The following is a 16,153-nucleotide window of genomic DNA, read 5'->3' on the forward strand; positions in this document are numbered from 1 at the left end:
GAAGGATCAAGAGAAGTTGCAGAGGCTTAGCCGCCGGGAACCGGACAGGGAAACGAAGAAAGGCAAAGAACAATGGCTCTTTATGAACATGTGTTTCTTGCCCGCCAGGACCTTTCGCAGCAGCAGGTCGACGCGCTCGTGGAGCACTACAAGGGCGTCATCACCTCGCACGGCGGATCGGTCGGTCGGGTCGAGAACTGGGGACTGAAGTCCCTCACCTACCGCATCAACAAGAACCGCAAGGCGTACTACACGCTTATGGACCTCACCTGCCCGCCGGCCGCTCTCAACGAGATGGAGCGCCAGATGGGCCTGTCCGAAGACGTGCTGCGCTTCATGACCGTCAAGGTCGAAGCCCACGAGGAAGGCGCCTCGGCAATGATGCAGAAGCGCGAAGAGCGCTCGGAACGCGGCGAACGCGGTGGCTTCGGCGACCGTCCGAGCCGTGGCTTCGGCGACCGTGACCGTGGCGACCGCCCGGCACGCAACTTCGGCGACCGCGATGGCGGTGGCGATCGTGGTCCGCGCCGTCCGCGCGAACAGGCTGAAGGAGCTGCAGAATAATGGTCGACATCAACCAGATCCCGACCCGGCGTCCGTTCCATCGCCGTCGCAAGACCTGCCCGTTCTCCGGCGCCAACGCTCCGAAGATCGACTACAAGGACGTGCGTCTGCTGCAGCGCTACATCTCCGAGCGCGGCAAGATCGTGCCGTCGCGCATCACTGCCGTCAGCCAGAAGAAGCAGCGCGAGCTCGCCAAGGCGATCAAGCGCGCCCGCTTCCTCGGCCTGCTGCCCTACGTGGTGAAGTAAGACCGGCCGTGGCCCCGAAAGATTGCAGACTTTTCGGATAAGAGCCACGACGAACCAAACTCCGGAAAAGGCGGCACGCCGCCTTTTCCCCTCCCCGCAACGGGTGCGGCGAGAGAAGCGAAAATCCCGAGTTGGGCCGAAAATGCCCTAACTGCCGGACTGGCAGGACAGCGACCCTGGGCGCCAAGCGCCGACCAGCTTCCTGACCCGTCCAGAACGAATCACGCCGCTTGCGGCACAGACAAAGGACAGGAACGATGGACGTTATTCTCCTCGAACGCATTTCCCGCCTCGGCCAGATGGGCGACACCGTCAAGGTCAAGGACGGCTTCGCCCGTAACTTCTTGCTGCCGCAGGGCAAGGCGCTCCGCGCCAACGAAGCCAACAAGAAGAAGTTCGAAGGCCAGCGCGCCCAGCTTGAAGCACGCAACCTCGAGCGCAAGTCCGAAGCCCAGCAGATCGCTGATCGGCTCGACGGCAAGACCTTCGTGGCCGTGCGCTCGGCCGGCGAAACCGGTCAGCTCTACGGCTCGGTCTCGACCCGCGACATCGCCGATCTGGTTACGGCCGAGGGCTTCTCGGTCAACCGCACGCAGATCGAGCTCAACCACCCGATCAAGACCATCGGCCTCACCAATGTGGCGATCGCGCTGCATCCGGAAGTCGAAGTCACCATCACGCTGAACATCGCCCGCACGGCCGATGAAGCCGAGCGTCAGGCTGCCGGCGAGAAGCTCGACACCGCCGAAGCCATCTATGGCGAGGACATCAACGAGAACGCCCGTCCGGAGAACTTCTTCGACCCGAACGCGGAAGAAGACGAAGAAGCCTGATCACATTTTGAGAGACTCGTTCGTCTCTTGTGAACTGGACCAAGAACCCGGGCGTCTCGCCCGGGTTTTTTTGTACAAACTGGAACTATTGCACCTGCGGCGCTTTGAAGCAGAATAGGCAAACCCATTTTTGCCTTAATGCGGATGTTTGCCATGAACTTTTTGTTGCAGCGCATCATCGAACGTTTGGTGCGCAAGGGAAACCTCACGGTCACCGGTTCGAACGGTTCCACGTCGACTTTCGGTGACGGTAGCGGAGACCCGATTCATATTGTTTTCAGAACCCGCCGCGCCGAACGCGCCATCGCCCTCGATCCCATGCTGGCGCTGCCGGAAGCATTCATGGACGGCGAACTCGACATAGTGAAGGGTGACGTTCTCGGCCTGCTGCATGTTGCATACGAGAACATGGGCCAGAGCGGCATCGAGGCCGCTTGGACCAAGGCGCTCGAAGGTCTGCGCCATGCCTTCCGCCGCTTCCAGCAGCTCAACACCACCAACCGCTCACGCCGCAATGTGCAGCGCCATTACGACCTGTCGGGCGAGCTCTACAAGCTCTTCCTTGACGACGACATGCAGTATTCCTGCGCCTATTTCGAGCGCCCCGACATGACGCTGGAGGAAGCGCAGCTCGCCAAGAAGCGCCACCTCGCTGCCAAGCTGCGGCTAAAGCCCGGCCAGAACGTGCTCGACATCGGCTCTGGCTGGGGCGGGCTCGGGCTCTATCTTGCGCGCAACTTCGAGGTCAACGTTCTGGGCGTAACCCTGTCCACCGAGCAGCACGGCGTCTCCACCGAGCGGGCAAATGCCGAGGGGTTGGAGAATCACGTCCATTTCGAGCTGCGCGACTACCGGCACCTCACCGAGCGCTTCGACCGCATCGTCTCGGTCGGCATGTTCGAGCATGTCGGCGTCAACCACTACCGCACCTTCTTCGAGAAATGCGCGACGCTGCTGAAGCCCGACGGCGTGATGGTGCTGCACTCGATCGGCCGCAACGGCCCGCCTAGCGCCACCAATGCCTTCATCCGCAAACACATCTTCCCCGGCGGCTATATCCCCGCTTTGTCGGAAGTGCTGCCGGTGATCGAGAAGGCCGGGCTGATGGTCACCGACATCGAGATCCTGCGCTTCCATTATGCCGAGACGCTGAAGGCCTGGCGCGAGCGCTTCATGGCCAATCGCGACAAGGCCAAGGCGATCTATGACGAACGCTTCTGCCGCATGTGGGAGTTCTATCTCGCCGGCTCGGAAGCCTCGTTCCGCTGGCAGGAGATGATGAATTTCCAGATCCAGCTCACCCGCCGCAACGATGTGGTGCCGCTGACCCGCGACTATATCGGCAAGTGCGAAAAGGCGCTCGCCATGCATGACGGCCCGCGCACCCCTGAGCCGAAGCCGAGCAAGCCGTCCAGGCGACGCATTTCCGAGGCGGGCGAATAGCCCGCCCCTTGCCTTCCGGCGACTCAATCCGGAAATATGGGCCGACAGCCGGAGGGTAAGAGCTTGAGCATCCCGATCTTCGTCGCCGCAGCGATCTGCGAAATCGCCGGCTGCTTTTCGTTCTGGGCGTGGTGGCGCCTGGAAAAATCAGCGCTGTGGCTCGTTCCGGGGATAGCCCTGCTGATGGCCTTTGCCTGGCTGCTCACCTTCGTCGAATCGGACGCCGCCGGCCGCGCCTATGCCACCTATGGGGGCATCTACATCGCCGCCTCGCTCGCCTGGCTGTGGGTTGCCGAAGGCGTGCGGCCGGACCGCTGGGATGTTCTGGGCGCCGCAGTCTGTCTCGCGGGCGCCGGCATCATCCTGTTCGCGCCACGCGCGGCATAGGCAGTGCCTGCCATCAGCCCTTCAGCGGAATCCAGATTTCCAGGCCGCCATTGCCGGTCCGTCCATTGAATTCGGGGCCGTAACGCTCGAAGTTGGGCGCGTCGGCCGCCTGGAATTTCGAGTTCGGCAGCCAGTTGCGCCAGATGGCGTCAATCGTGTTGCGGATCGTCGAAATGTGGTCGCTGTGGGTGAACACCGCATATTTCTGCGGCGCCAGGCGCACACAGCTGAACTCCTTCGGCATGTCCGAAAAATCGGTCACTTCCACGGCGGCCACATATTCGAAGCTGGTTTCGTCGAAATTGAAGCATAGCCCGTACCACGCGTTCGGCACCGCGCCGGGAATGCTTCCCTGATAATCGTCGAAGCGTTGCCAGAGCGCGGGAATGCCGGCGACATTGTCGTAGTCGTAGCGCTCGCCAAGTCCGGCGATCAGCATTGCCTTGCCATCGACGAAGCGCGGTTCTTCCAATCTTGTTTCGTCCATCACGATCGGCTCCACGAGTTCGACATTGCGCCCGCACGCCTGCTGCGCACGATGACTTTATAAGCCAGCAGCACGTGGCAGCGAAGTCCCGCTCACCTTTCCTGTTCTGTTCTCGCCGCCGCGCCGCTATTCTGTGCAAACGATTCGCGTCAACCTGGATTTGCATAGCCGACCAAGCAGCCTGTGGATGGCTTGGGATGGCTGTGAATTATGGGAACCAAGGGGCGATTGTTCACAAGCCGGCGTCCGTGTCTGGTACCGCAGGGAACAGGGCAAGATCGGGGACAAAATGGCAGAGGCGGCACGAAAATTCGAGGTGGCGGAGCCCACCCTTTATCGCGAGGCACCCAACAATATCGAGGCGGAACAGGCGCTTCTGGGTGCGATCATGGTCAACAACGACGCCTATTACCGCGTCTCGGACTTCCTCAAGGCCGCGCATTTCTACGAGCCGCTGCACCGCAAGATCTTCGAGGTCGCGAGCGAGTTGATCCGCATGGGCAAGATGGCGAATCCCGTCACGCTCAAGACCTTCCTGCCCTCGGACGAGAAGGTCGGTGACATGACCGTCGCCCACTACCTCGCCCGACTCGCGGCCGAGGCCGTCACCGTCATCAACGCCTCCGACTATGGCCGCGCCATTTACGACCTCGCCACGCGCCGCGCGCTGATCACGGTCGGCGAGGACATGGTCAACATCGCCTATGACGCGCCGGTCGACATGTCGCCGGGCGAGCAGATCGAGGACGCCGAGCGGCGCCTGTTCGAACTGGCCGAAACCGGCCGCTACGACGGCGGCTTCGAGAGCTTCAACGATGCGGTGAAGACCGCCGTCGACATGGCCAACGCCGCCTATATGCGCGACGGCCACCTCTCCGGCATTTCCACCGGCTTGCGCGACGTCGATCGCAAGCTCGGCGGCCTGCAACCCTCCGACTTGATCATCCTTGCCGGCCGCCCGGCCATGGGCAAGACCTCGCTGGTTACCAACATCGCCTTCAATATCGCCCACGCCTATCAGCCCGCGCAGCAGGCCGACGGGTCGTTCAAGGCCGCCAATGGCGGGGTGGTCGGCTTCTTCTCGCTCGAAATGTCGGCAGAACAGCTGGCAACCCGTATCATTTCCGAGCAGACGGAAATCTCGTCATCGAAGATCCGCCGCGGCGAAATCACCGAGGCCGATTTCGAGAAGCTGGTCGCCTGCTCGCAGACCATGCAGAAGATCCCGCTCTTCATCGACGCGACCGGTGGTATCTCGATCGCCCAGCTCGCTGCGCGTGCGCGCCGCCTGAAGCGCCAGCGCGGCCTGGAAGTCATCGTCATCGACTACGTGCAGCTGATGCAGGGCTCGAGCTCCAAATCCACTAACCGCGTGCAGGAAATCACCGAAATCACCACCGGCCTGAAGGCGCTGGCGAAGGAACTCAACGTTCCGATCATCGCGCTCTCACAGCTCTCCCGTCAGGTCGAAAACCGCGACGACAAGCGCCCGCAGCTCTCCGACCTCCGCGAATCGGGCTCGATCGAGCAGGACGCGGACGTGGTGCTCTTCGTCTATCGCGACGAATATTACCTGCAGAACAAACAGCCTGAGGAAGGCACGCCGGAATATGAGGACTGGCGGATCAAGTTCGAGAAGGTGAAGGGCAAGGCCGAACTCATCATCGCCAAGCAGCGTCACGGCCCCACCGGCACCGTCGATCTCGCATTCGAGGGCCAATACACCCGCTTCTCCGACCTCGCCGAAGAGCATCAGATGCCGGAACGGTACGAGTAGCGCCCTCCGTGCAAAAGCGCTTGATCACCCTGCCGGAGACCGCCCTTGGCTAAGACCCGCGTCCAGTTCGTCTGCCAGAACTGCGGCACTGCGCATACGCGCTGGGCCGGCAAATGCGATGCCTGCGGCGAGTGGAACACGCTGGTCGAGGAAGGCACCAATAGCGGCATCGGCAGCGGTCCGGCCTCCATGCGCAGCGCCCGCAAGGGCCGGCCGGTCACGCTGACCACGCTGTCGGGCGATATCGAGGATGCGCCGCGCATCGCGTCGGGCATCGGCGAACTCGACCGGGCCACCGGCGGCGGCTTCGTGCGCGGCTCGGCGCTTCTGGTCGGTGGCGACCCCGGCATCGGCAAATCCACCCTGCTGACGCAGGCCGCCGCGGCTCTTGCCTCGCGCGGCCACCGCATCGTCTATGTCTCGGGCGAAGAGGCCGTGGCGCAGATCCGCCTGCGCGCCCAGCGCCTCGGCGTCGCCGCCTCGGCGGTAGAGCTGGCGGCCGAAACCAATGTCGAGGACATCCTCGCGACCATAGCCGAAGGCAAGCGGCCCGACCTCGTCATCATCGATTCGATCCAGACGCTGTGGACCGACCTTGCCGACTCCGCGCCCGGCACCGTCACCCAGGTGCGCTCCTCCGCGCAGGCGATGATCCGCTACGCCAAGTCCACCGGCGCTGCTGTCGTGCTGGTCGGCCACGTCACCAAGGAAGGCCAGATCGCCGGCCCCCGCGTGGTCGAGCACATGGTCGACGCGGTGCTCTATTTCGAAGGCGAAGGCGGCCACCACTACCGGATCCTCCGCACGGTAAAGAATCGTTTTGGCCCCACCGACGAGATTGGCGTGTTCGAAATGTCGGACAAGGGTCTGCGCGACGTCGCCAATCCTTCCGAGCTGTTTTTGGGCGAACGCCACGCCAAGTCGCCGGGTGCTGCGGTCTTTGCCGGCATGGAGGGCACGCGCCCCGTGCTGGTCGAGATCCAGGCGCTGGTGGCACCCTCCACTCTCGGCACGCCGCGGCGTGCGGTGGTGGGCTGGGACAGTCCGCGCCTTGCCATGGTGCTGGCGGTGCTCGAAGCCCATTGCGGCGTGCGCTTCGGCCAGCACGACGTCTATCTCAACGTCGCCGGCGGTTACCGCATCTCGGAGCCGGCGGCAGACCTTGCGGTTGCAGCCGCACTGGTTTCCTCGCTCACCGGTCTTGCTCTGCCCGCCGATTGCGTCTATTTCGGCGAAATCAGTCTTTCAGGCGCGATTAGGCCGGTTGCCCATGCGCAGCAGCGCCTCAAAGAAGCCGAAAAGCTGGGGTTTGGACAGGCAGTCCTGCCGAAGGGCAGCGAGGAAATGTCCGGGGGGATCGGGTCCGGTGCTTTCCAACCCGCGACACTCACGGACCTCGTTGTGCGGATCGCGGGATCCCTGCGCCGAAACACGGACGACTGACCGGGCCGGGCGGCGCGGTACGGCACGAGCTGTCATGATGGAGTGAGAACGACATGCCGATTACCCTGCTTGACGGAATTCTCGTCGGCTTCACTCTTGTGTCCGCCATGCTGGCCATGGTGCGCGGTTTTTCGCGCGAGGTCCTTTCCGTCGTGTCCTGGATTGCAGCGGCGGCGGCGGCCTATTTCTTCTATCCGATGGTGCTGCCCTATGTGCAGCCGCACATCGACAACGACAAGATCGCGATGGGCGCGTCAGCCGGCATCGTCTTCATCGTCGCGCTGATCGTGGTGACGGTGGTCACCATGAAGATCGCCGATTTCATCATCGATTCCCGCGTCGGCGCGCTCGACCGCACGCTGGGCTTCCTTTACGGCGCCGCGCGCGGCATACTGGTAGTCGCGGTCGGCCTGATGTTCTTCAACTGGCTTGTCGGCACCAACCCGCCGGCCTGGATTGCCAACGCCAAGTCCAAGCCCCTGCTGGAAGGCATCGGCACCAAGATCGAGAACATGATGCCGGAAGACCCGGAGAAGTCGATCCTGAAGCGTCTGAAGCACGGCGAGACGCCGGAAACCGAGCCGGGCACCGCGCCCGCCGATGGTTCGGCCGAAGCGCCGCAGGACGATAACGCCACCGCCCCGGCGGACAATTGATGTGGCGCCTCTGGCGCCGTCGCCCTATATGAGGGCTTTCTGACGAGAGACTGGCCCGATGTCTAAAGCGGACGACACCTTGCTCGGCGAGGCCGATGACCATTTCCACGACGAGTGCGGCGTGTTCGGCATTTTTGGCCGACAGGATGCGGCGGCCATCGTCACCCTCGGCCTGCACGCCTTGCAGCACCGGGGACAGGAAGCGGCCGGCATCGTTTCCTATGACGGCTCGCAATTCCACGTCGAGCGCCATGTCGGCCTGATCGGCGACAATTTCACCAAGCCGCGGGTAATCGACAGCCTGAAGGGCAACCGCGCCATCGGCCACACCCGCTACGCCACCACGGGCGGCGCCGGCCTGCGCAACGTGCAGCCGCTTTTTGCCGAACTTGCCGATGGCGGCTTCGCTATCGCCCACAACGGCAACATCACCAACGCGATGACGGTCCAGCGCGCCTTGCAGAAGCAGGGCGCGATCTTTTCATCCACCTCCGACACCGAAACCATCCTGCATCTGGTGGCGACCAGTCGCGAGAAGGATTTCAACGCCCGCTTCATCGAGGCGGTGCGTCAGCTGGAAGGCGCGTTCTCGCTCGTGGCGCTGACCTCCAAGAAGATGATCGGCTGCCGCGACCCCCTCGGCATCCGCCCGCTGGTGCTGGGCGACCTTGACGGGGCCTATATCCTCGCCTCCGAAACCTGCGCGCTCGACATCATCGGCGCCCGCTTCGTGCGCGACCTCAAGCCCGGCGAGATGGTCATCGTCACCGCCAAGGGCATCGAGAGCCTGTTCCCGTTCGAGCCGGTGAAGCCGCGCTTCTGCATCTTCGAATATGTCTATTTCGCCCGCCCCGACTCCACCGTCGAGGGCCGCAACGTCTATGAGGTGCGCAAGCGCATCGGCATGGAGCTGGCGATCGAGAATCCGGTCGAGGCCGACATCGTCGTGCCGGTGCCGGATTCCGGCACGCCGGCGGCCATCGGCTTTGCCCAGCAGGCCGGCCTGCCCTTCGAGCTCGGCATCATCCGCAACCACTATGTCGGCCGCACCTTCATCTCGCCCGGCGATTCCATCCGCCACATGGGCGTCAAGCTGAAGCACAACGCCAACCGCCGCATGATCGAGGGCAAGCGCGTGGTGCTGGTCGACGATTCCATCGTGCGCGGCACCACCAGCCAGAAGATCGTGCAGATGGTGCGCGACGCGGGCGCCAAGGAGGTGCATATGCGCATCGCCTCGCCGCCGACGCGCGCATCGTGCTTCTACGGTGTCGACACGCCGGAAAAGTCCAAGCTGCTCGCCTCGCGTATGTCGATCGAGGAGATGGCGGAATTCATCCGCGTCGATTCGCTGGGCTTCCTGTCCATCGAGGGTCTTTACCGCGCCGTCGGCGAGGCCAACCGGAACATGGAACAGCCGCAGTTCTGCGACGCCTGCTTCACGGCCGAATATCCGACGCGCCTGCTCGACCACGAAGGCGCCGACAATGTGCGCACCCTGTCGCTGCTGGCGACCGGCGGGCAATAAGGGCTCGTCCCGATTTCTTGGTTTTGAATCCCACCCTGCGTCGTTTTCCGCGCAGGGCGCCCGCTAGAGGACTGGCATGACTGCAACTCCCGACCTTTCCAACCGCATCGCTCTCGTCACCGGCGCCTCGCGCGGTATCGGCTACCAGATCGCCAAGCAGATTGCGGCGGCCGGCGCGCATGTGATTGCGGTGGCACGCACGGTGGGCGGGCTCGAGGACCTCGACGACGAGATCAAGGCCGCTGGCGGCCAGGCGACGCTTGTGCCGCTCGACCTCACCGACATGGAAGGCATCGACCGCCTCGGCGGCGCCATCAACGAGCGCTGGGGCAAGCTCGACATTCTCGTCGCCAATGCCGGCGTGCTCGGCGTCATCTCGCCGATCGGCCATATCGAGGCCAAGACGTTCGACAAGGTCATGGCGATCAACGTCACCAGCACCTGGCGGCTAATCCGCTCGCTCGACCCGCTGCTGCGCAAGTCGGATGCCGGCCGTGCGATCCTGCTGTCCTCGGGCGCGGCGCATTCGGCCCGTGCCTTCTGGGGTCCCTACGCCGCCTCCAAGGCCGCCGTCGAAGCGATGGGCCGCTCCTGGGCCGACGAGACCCGCAACATGCCGCTGCGCGTCAACAGCGTCGATCCCGGCCCGACCCGCACCGCCATGCGCGCTCTGGCCGTGCCCGGCGAAAACCCCGACAACCTGCCCACGCCGGCCGAGATCGCCACCAAAATCCTGCCGCTTGCCAGCCCGACGCTGCGCGAGACCGGAATGCTCTACCAGGCATGGCAGGAACGTTTTGTCTCCTACCGCGGCCCGGAATAAGCCTAGCGTCCGTTTGGTGCGTCCTTCGAGGCTCGCTTCGCTCGCTCCTCAGGATGAGGGAGGTCAGCGCCAACGCTTCTCATTCAATGGTGTGTCCGAGGTTAGGCAAGGATCTGCGCCAACGGTCCTCATCCTGAGGTGCTCGCCCGTAGGGCGAGCCTCGAAGGACGCACTGACAAGGCGAGGTTCAAACCTTGGCGTGACTCTCCGTCACCGATAGTTCCGGCTTTGTGTTGAGCGTCTGGAACACCACGCAGTAGCGCTCGGTCAGCTTGAGCAGCGTGTCGATGCGCTCCTGCGGCTCGTCGGTATCGAGGTCGAACTTCAGCCGGATCGCGCGAAAGCCGACCGGCGCATCCTTGGCCACGCCCAGCGTGCCGCGAAAATCGAGGTCGCCTTCGGCCTCGAGCCGGGCGTCCGCAAGCCGAAACTCCAGCGCCGTCGCCACCGCCTTCAGCGTCACGCCGGCGCATGCCACCAGCGCTTCCAAAAGCATGTCGCCGGAGCACAGCTCCAGCCCGCTGCCGCCCGTCGCCGGGTGCAGGCCGGCAACCGCCAGCGCCCTGCCCGTCTCCACCTTGCATGCGATCGACTGATCGTCGATCGAGCCCTTGGCCCGCAAGGTCACCAGCGCCCGCGAAGCGTCCTCCCGGTAGCTGTCCTTGAGGGGCGTCTGCAAGCTCTTCAGTTCCGCGGCGTCCATGCCAATCTCCCGATTACGTAATTGCGCCAACCTATCATGCCGGACGGCTCGCGTCCCGCAGGGGCTCCCCGATCCAACGATCATTGGTCCTAATGCTCCCAGCCGTCTGGCTTAGCCCGGCTGCGCGCGGCGGTCGTATAGCTCACCTAGCGTCGCTGCGTGGGGCAGACGCCGATTCCTCAGGACTGCCACATGGCCAATGCCGTTATTGTCGACACGCGCGAACGCATCTACGCGGGCATCTTCTTCACCGGCATCGCCTATTTCCTGTTTTCGGCACAGGACGCCTCGATCAAGCTCTTGGTCACCGGCCTCAGCGTCTGGCAGATCCTGTTCTTCCGCAGCGCCACCATTCTTGCAGGCGCGCTCGCCGTCGGCGGCCGCAAGCTGGTGGTCGAATCGTTCCGCTCGCCGGCCGTCGTGCCGATGCTGCTACGCAGCTTCCTCATCCTCGGCGCCTGGCTCTGCTACTACAACGCCGCGAAATATCTGCAGCTGGCCGAACTGACCACGATCTATTTCGGGGCACCGGTCATCGTCACGCTGCTGTCGATCTTCGTCCTGGGCGAAAAGGTGCCGCTGGTGCGCTGGGTGGCGGTGCTCATCGGCTTCGTCGGCGTCTATGTCGCCTGCGATCCGGCAACGCTCGGCATCACTGCGCCGGTGGCCATGGTGCTGGCTGCCGCCTGCCTCTGGGCACTCGCCATCGTTCTGATGCGCAAGATCGCGCTGCACGAGAGCACGATGGTGCAGATCGTACTCAACAACGCCTTCTTCCTCGTCATTGCCGGCGTGCCGCTGATCTTCGTGTGGCAGACGCCGATGCTCTACGAATGGCTCCTGCTGATCGGCCTCGGCGCCGTCGGCGGCCTAGGCCAGTTTGCGCTGTTCGAAGGCATGAAGCGCGCGCCCGTCTCGGTCATCGCGCCGTTCGAATATACTTCGCTGATCTGGGCCTTCATCTTCGGCTATGCGATCTGGGGCGACGTTCCGCGCCACGAGGTGTTCATGGGCGCAACGCTCATTTTCCTCGCGGGCGTGGTCATCATTCTCGGAGAGCGCTTCCGCAAGCAGGACTGACCATCCCGACAGCACCCTGTCAGGATCGCTACACTAGGATCGTCGCATGCAACCACCGGAAGGAACGATGGCGGCACAGATCGACCATTCGGCCGAGCGCCTGCTCGGCATCGTGCTCGTCACCGCCTCGGCGGCGGTGTTCGGGCTGGCTGGCGTTCTCACCAAGTCGATCCATGCCGAGCCGCTGGTCATCGCCTGCTGGCGCGGGTTGGTCGGCGCACTGCTGATCACCGCCTATGTGTTCTGGCAGCGGGGGCGTCGCGGCTCGCAAAGCATGCGGCTGGGCTGGCGCGGCTGGCTGATGGCGGTCGTCGGCGCGGCGGCAAGCCTTGCCTTCATCTCTGCCTTCAAGAACACCTATGTCGCCAATGTCGCGATCATCTATGCCACCGCACCCTTCATGGCCGCGCTGTTCGCCTGGCTGTTCATCCGTGAGCGCGTTCGCAGCCAGACCATGCTGGCAGCCGTGCTGTCGCTCGGCGGCGTCGGCGTCATGGTGTTTTCCGGCGTCGGGACCGGCCGCCCCTTCGGCGACGGCCTTGCGCTCATCATGACGGCCACCAGCGCGCTCTACATGGTGCTCATCCGCACCTTCCGCGACACGCCGGCCGTGTGGGTAGGAGCCGTCTCGGCCTTCCTCGTGTTCGCGCTCGCCTGGTTCGTCGCCGATCCGCTGGCCGTATCCGGCCACGATGCCGTGCTTCTCGTGGTGTTCGGCATCTCCTTTGCGGCGGCGTCGATCCTGTGGACCGAAGGCGCGCGCCGCATCCCCGCTGCCGAGGCTGGCCTGCTCGGCTCGGCGGAAGTGCCGTTTGCTGTGCTGTTCGGCTGGATCTTCTTGGCGGAATTCCCGCCGGCGACCAGCCTGATCGGCGGCGCGGTGGTTCTTTCGGCGGTACTCGCCCATGCCGGGCGCGACTGGCTGCAGGCCCGCGCTTTGCGCTCGGCCTGAGCCCCCGAAAAAAATTCGATTTTGTGTGGAACCTTCTTCCCGGTCGGGCGTTTAAAGCCTTGGACGGGCTCGTCCCCCCATGCCCAACCCTTAGCCCGTCCCCCCTTTTACCTCCAGCCGGCCACAAGCCGGCTTTTTCTTTGGGCGCACCGGAAGTGGCTGGCCTTGCTGGCGCCGGCCGCCTGGCTCGACCGGGCGGCAAGGGGGCGAAACGGGGGATAGAATTCGCCTATCAGCGCTGCCAACTCATTGAAAAGAGATCCTGTTTCAAGAATCTCTGGCACCGTTCATCCTCGCCTTTTGCGCCTCCCGCATAATCCTCCCATCGGCCTCACCGGGAACACGGGTCATGAACCGGATGAACGTGGAGGGCGACGATGTCCGGGCTGGTGGTGCTACGGTCGCACTGCTGGATGATGAATCCCCAAGTCCGGGCCCAGGGTGTGGCTGGCCGCGCGAATGCGGAGGCGAACAAACCCAGGCAAGCGCATCGAACGGGCGGTCGAAGGGCCGCAAGATTTACCTAAACGAGCGCGTCCGACGACCGCCCGTCTTCCCAAGCTCCCTCATCCTGAGCTTGTCGAAGGATGACAATGGCCAGACGCGAAAGCGGGCGTGGCGATGAATGGGTGCGTCCCTGAGCCTGTCGAAGGGCGAGGCTCACCCTGCGGGCGAGCACCTCAGAATGAGGGAGGTTGGCGCAGCGACAGCCCTCAACTCTGTAGAGGGAGGCGGGCGCCGACAGCAGCCCTCCCCTCGGCATGAGGGAGGCGAGTGACAACGGTAGCCCTCATGGTGAGGTGCGAAGTGCAGCGAAGCGCAACGGAGCCTCGAACCACGAGGGCGGGATGAAGTGCGCCGACGCGCTCGAAAACCCACGCCAAAAGGCCCTCAACTACGAATGCGTTGACGTTCACGCAGCTTCGGCTACCCTTCGCCGTCGAAGCGGTCGCGAAGAACCGTGCGAGGACACGTGCCGGGAGTGCGGTATGACCCTGACCGGAACCATAGCCCTTTGCATACTCGCCGCCTATGTGGCCGGCGCGTTGTGGCAGAAGGTGCGCCTTGGAATCACCCTCCATCAGGCGCTGCTCTACCTGCCGCTGAAGCTTGCCTATCGCATCGATGACAGTCGCATGCGCGACGCCCGCAAGGCGGAGGCGCCGGTGGTCTATGTTGTGCCGCACCAGTCGCGCCTCGATCCGGCGCTGATGCTGTCGCTGCTGCCGGAAGACACGCTGCACATTCTCGACGAGGCCTCCGCCCGCTCGCACTGGCTGGAGCCGTGGCGGGAGCTCGCCCGCACCATCGTGTTCAACGCCGAGCACGTCTTCGTCAGCCGCCGCCTGGTGCGCGTGCTCAAGGGCAAGGGCCGGCTCGCCGTCTACCTGCCCGACGAGGTCGAGCCAGACGTCAAGGCTTTCCGGCTGTTCCGCGCCGTGGCGCATATCGCACATCGTGCCGATGCGAAGGTGGTGCCGATCTTCATCGGCGGTTCGCGCAACCTGCCCTTCTCGCTGACGCCGCGCGAAAAGGCTCCGCGCAAATGGTTCCCGCGGCTGACCATCGCCGCCATGGAACCCGCCACGATCTCAGAGCTGATGGCGCGCAATGTCACCCAGCCGGCGCGGGCGTCGAATGCCCTGTTCGACCGGATCGCGGAGGCCCGGTTCTGCGCAAGCGATCCACGCCGGTCGCTATTCCTCGCGGTCCGCGACGCGGCTTTGCGTACGGGCGCAAGCTATCCGATCCTGGAGGACCCGATCAGCGGCAAGCTGAGCTATCGCAAGCTCTTCATCGGCGCGCGCCTGCTCGGCCTGCATCTCGCCTCGGTGACGGCGCCCGGCGAGGCGGTCGGCGTCCTGCTGCCCAACAGCAACGGGCTGGTGGCGACGCTGATGGGCCTTGCCTCTGGCAGCCGAGTGGCGGCGATGATCAACTACACCGCTGGCCCGGCCGCCGTGACGGCCGCCGTCCGCACCGCCCCGATCCGCATCATCGTCTCGTCTCGCAAATTCATCGAGAAGGCCAATCTCGACGACATCGTCGCTGCAGCCGAGAAAGGCAGCGCCAGGATCCTCTGGCTCGAGGACATTCTCAAGCAGGCTTCGATCATGGACCGAATCGCCGCCGCACTGTTCTGGCGCTGGCCGGTGCATGCGCAGGATGCGTCCAAGCCAGCGATCATCCTGTTCACCTCCGGCACCGAAGGCAGCCCGAAAGCGGTGGTGCTGTCGGGCCGGAACGTGGTCGCCAATGCCATGCAGGCCGAGGCGCGCATCTCGATCGGCAAGGACGACCTGCTGCTCAACGTGCTGCCGGCCTTCCATTCTTTCGGCCTGACCGGCGGCATCGTGCTCCCGCTCGTCGCCGGCGTGCGCCTTTACCTCTACCCCTCCCCGCTGCACTACAAGCAGATACCGGAGGTGGCGGCCAAGCTGCGGCCGACCATCATGTTCGGCACCGACAGCTTCCTCGTGGGCTACGCCCGCACGGCCAAGAACGACGACTTTTCCAGCCTGCGCTTCGTCGTGGCGGGAGCCGAGCCGGTAAAGGCCGACACAAGGCAGGTCTGGCGCGACCGCTTCGGCGCCGAGATCATCGAAGGCTATGGGCTCACCGAGGCGGCGCCGGTGGTGTCGGTCAACACCGCAACGCACAGCCGAGACGGCACTGTCGGACGGCTGCTGCCGGGCATGAAGATGCGGCTCGAGCCGGTGGAAGGCATCGCCCAGGGCGGCCAGTTGCAGCTTCAGGGGCCGAACCTGATGCTCGGCTACATCAACCCCGAAAGCCCCGGCGTGCTGCAGCCGCTCGGCGAAGGCTGGCACGACACGGGCGACATCGTGACGGTCGACCGCGAGGGGTTCATCACCATTGCCGGGCGGGCGCGGCGCTTCGCCAAGATCGCGGGCGAGATGGTGTCGCTGGGCGCGGTGGAGGCCCTGGCGCATGCGCTGTGGCCGGAAGAGCAGCATGCGGCAGTCGCCGTGCCCGACAAGCGCCGCGGCGAGCGGGTCGTTCTGGTCACCACCGCCGGCGAGGCCGATGCGTCACAGCTGCGCCAGTTTGCCAAGGCTTCCGAAGCGAGCGAGCTGATCCTCCCGCACGACATCATCAAGACCGCGGAATTGCCGCGGCTCGGTACCGGGAAGATCGATTACGGAGCCGTTCGCCGGCTGGCGATCGAGCAACTCGGCAGCGGCGAGGCCGCTGCTTGAAAGATGCC

The 16,153-nt window shown here is 64.5% G+C and carries 15 protein-coding genes; 13 read left to right on the plus strand and 2 right to left on the minus strand.

The window, feature by feature from the left end; translation table 11 throughout:
* Positions 1-72 precede the first annotated feature (72 nt).
* From rpsF to C7I85_RS09160, 5 genes are all read left to right on the plus strand, one after another.
* Entirely contained in the window at positions 73-564 is a 492-nt protein-coding gene (gene rpsF / locus C7I85_RS09140; protein ID WP_106723672.1) for a 30S ribosomal protein S6, read from the plus strand.
* Positions 564-812, plus strand: a complete 249-nt coding sequence (rpsR, locus tag C7I85_RS09145; protein ID WP_019170551.1) for a 30S ribosomal protein S18 — start codon at positions 564-566, stop codon at positions 810-812. The genes rpsF and rpsR overlap by 1 nt, the downstream gene beginning before the upstream one ends.
* A gap of 257 nt (positions 813-1,069) precedes the next feature.
* Entirely contained in the window at positions 1,070-1,645 is a 576-nt protein-coding gene (gene rplI / locus C7I85_RS09150) for a 50S ribosomal protein L9 (RefSeq protein WP_106723673.1), read from the plus strand.
* 153 nt (positions 1,646-1,798) lie between these two features.
* Entirely contained in the window at positions 1,799-3,088 is a 1,290-nt protein-coding gene (locus C7I85_RS09155; RefSeq protein WP_106724077.1) for an SAM-dependent methyltransferase, read from the plus strand.
* Between the two features lie 36 nt (positions 3,089-3,124).
* Entirely contained in the window at positions 3,125-3,475 is a 351-nt protein-coding gene (locus C7I85_RS09160; RefSeq protein WP_428832839.1) for a YnfA family protein, read from the plus strand.
* A 13-nt stretch (positions 3,476-3,488) separates the two neighbouring features.
* Here the strand turns inward: C7I85_RS09160 and C7I85_RS09165 are convergent, their stop codons facing one another.
* Positions 3,489-3,962 carry a GyrI-like domain-containing protein gene (locus C7I85_RS09165; RefSeq protein WP_106724078.1) on the minus strand — a complete coding sequence of 158 codons (474 nt, stop codon included), beginning with the start codon at positions 3,960-3,962 and terminating at the stop codon, positions 3,489-3,491.
* Positions 3,963-4,251: 289 nt separating this feature from the next.
* Here C7I85_RS09165 and C7I85_RS09170 point away from each other — a divergent pair, with 289 nt between their 5' ends.
* The 5 genes from C7I85_RS09170 to C7I85_RS09190 all read left to right on the plus strand — a co-directional run bounded on the left by C7I85_RS09170 (position 4,252) and on the right by C7I85_RS09190 (position 10,189).
* A complete protein-coding gene (locus C7I85_RS09170; protein WP_106723675.1) occupies positions 4,252-5,739 on the plus strand; it encodes a replicative DNA helicase in 1,488 nt (495 codons plus the stop codon).
* A gap of 45 nt (positions 5,740-5,784) precedes the next feature.
* Positions 5,785-7,182, plus strand: a complete 1,398-nt coding sequence (gene radA, locus C7I85_RS09175) for a DNA repair protein RadA (RefSeq protein ID WP_106723676.1) — start codon at positions 5,785-5,787, stop codon at positions 7,180-7,182.
* Between the two features lie 53 nt (positions 7,183-7,235).
* Complete coding sequence (locus C7I85_RS09180; RefSeq protein WP_106723677.1) at positions 7,236-7,838, plus strand: CvpA family protein; 603 nt, start codon at positions 7,236-7,238, stop codon at positions 7,836-7,838.
* Positions 7,839-7,896: 58 nt separating this feature from the next.
* Positions 7,897-9,366 carry an amidophosphoribosyltransferase gene (purF, locus tag C7I85_RS09185; RefSeq protein ID WP_106723678.1) on the plus strand — a complete coding sequence of 490 codons (1,470 nt, stop codon included), beginning with the start codon at positions 7,897-7,899 and terminating at the stop codon, positions 9,364-9,366.
* Positions 9,367-9,442: 76 nt separating this feature from the next.
* Positions 9,443-10,189, plus strand: coding sequence for an SDR family NAD(P)-dependent oxidoreductase (locus C7I85_RS09190; protein ID WP_106723679.1), 747 nt, complete (start codon positions 9,443-9,445; stop codon positions 10,187-10,189).
* A 187-nt stretch (positions 10,190-10,376) separates the two neighbouring features.
* Here C7I85_RS09190 and C7I85_RS09195 read toward each other — a convergent pair whose 3' ends face one another.
* A complete protein-coding gene (locus tag C7I85_RS09195; protein ID WP_106723680.1) occupies positions 10,377-10,892 on the minus strand; it encodes an OsmC family protein in 516 nt (171 codons plus the stop codon).
* 192 nt (positions 10,893-11,084) lie between these two features.
* Between C7I85_RS09195 and C7I85_RS09200 the strand changes: the two genes are divergently transcribed.
* From C7I85_RS09200 to C7I85_RS09210, 3 genes are all read left to right on the plus strand, one after another.
* Positions 11,085-11,972, plus strand: a complete 888-nt coding sequence (locus C7I85_RS09200) for a DMT family transporter (RefSeq protein WP_106723681.1) — start codon at positions 11,085-11,087, stop codon at positions 11,970-11,972.
* Between the two features lie 46 nt (positions 11,973-12,018).
* Positions 12,019-12,924, plus strand: a complete 906-nt coding sequence (locus C7I85_RS09205; RefSeq protein ID WP_245444868.1) for a DMT family transporter — start codon at positions 12,019-12,021, stop codon at positions 12,922-12,924.
* Positions 12,925-13,913: 989 nt separating this feature from the next.
* Entirely contained in the window at positions 13,914-16,145 is a 2,232-nt protein-coding gene (locus C7I85_RS09210) for an AMP-binding protein (protein WP_106723683.1), read from the plus strand.
* Positions 16,146-16,153: the final 8 nt, after the last annotated feature.

Origin of the sequence: Pseudaminobacter soli (ex Li et al. 2025) (genome assembly GCF_003012705.1) — a bacterium.
GTDB classification, from domain to species: Bacteria; Pseudomonadota; Alphaproteobacteria; order Rhizobiales; family Rhizobiaceae; genus Pseudaminobacter; species Pseudaminobacter soli.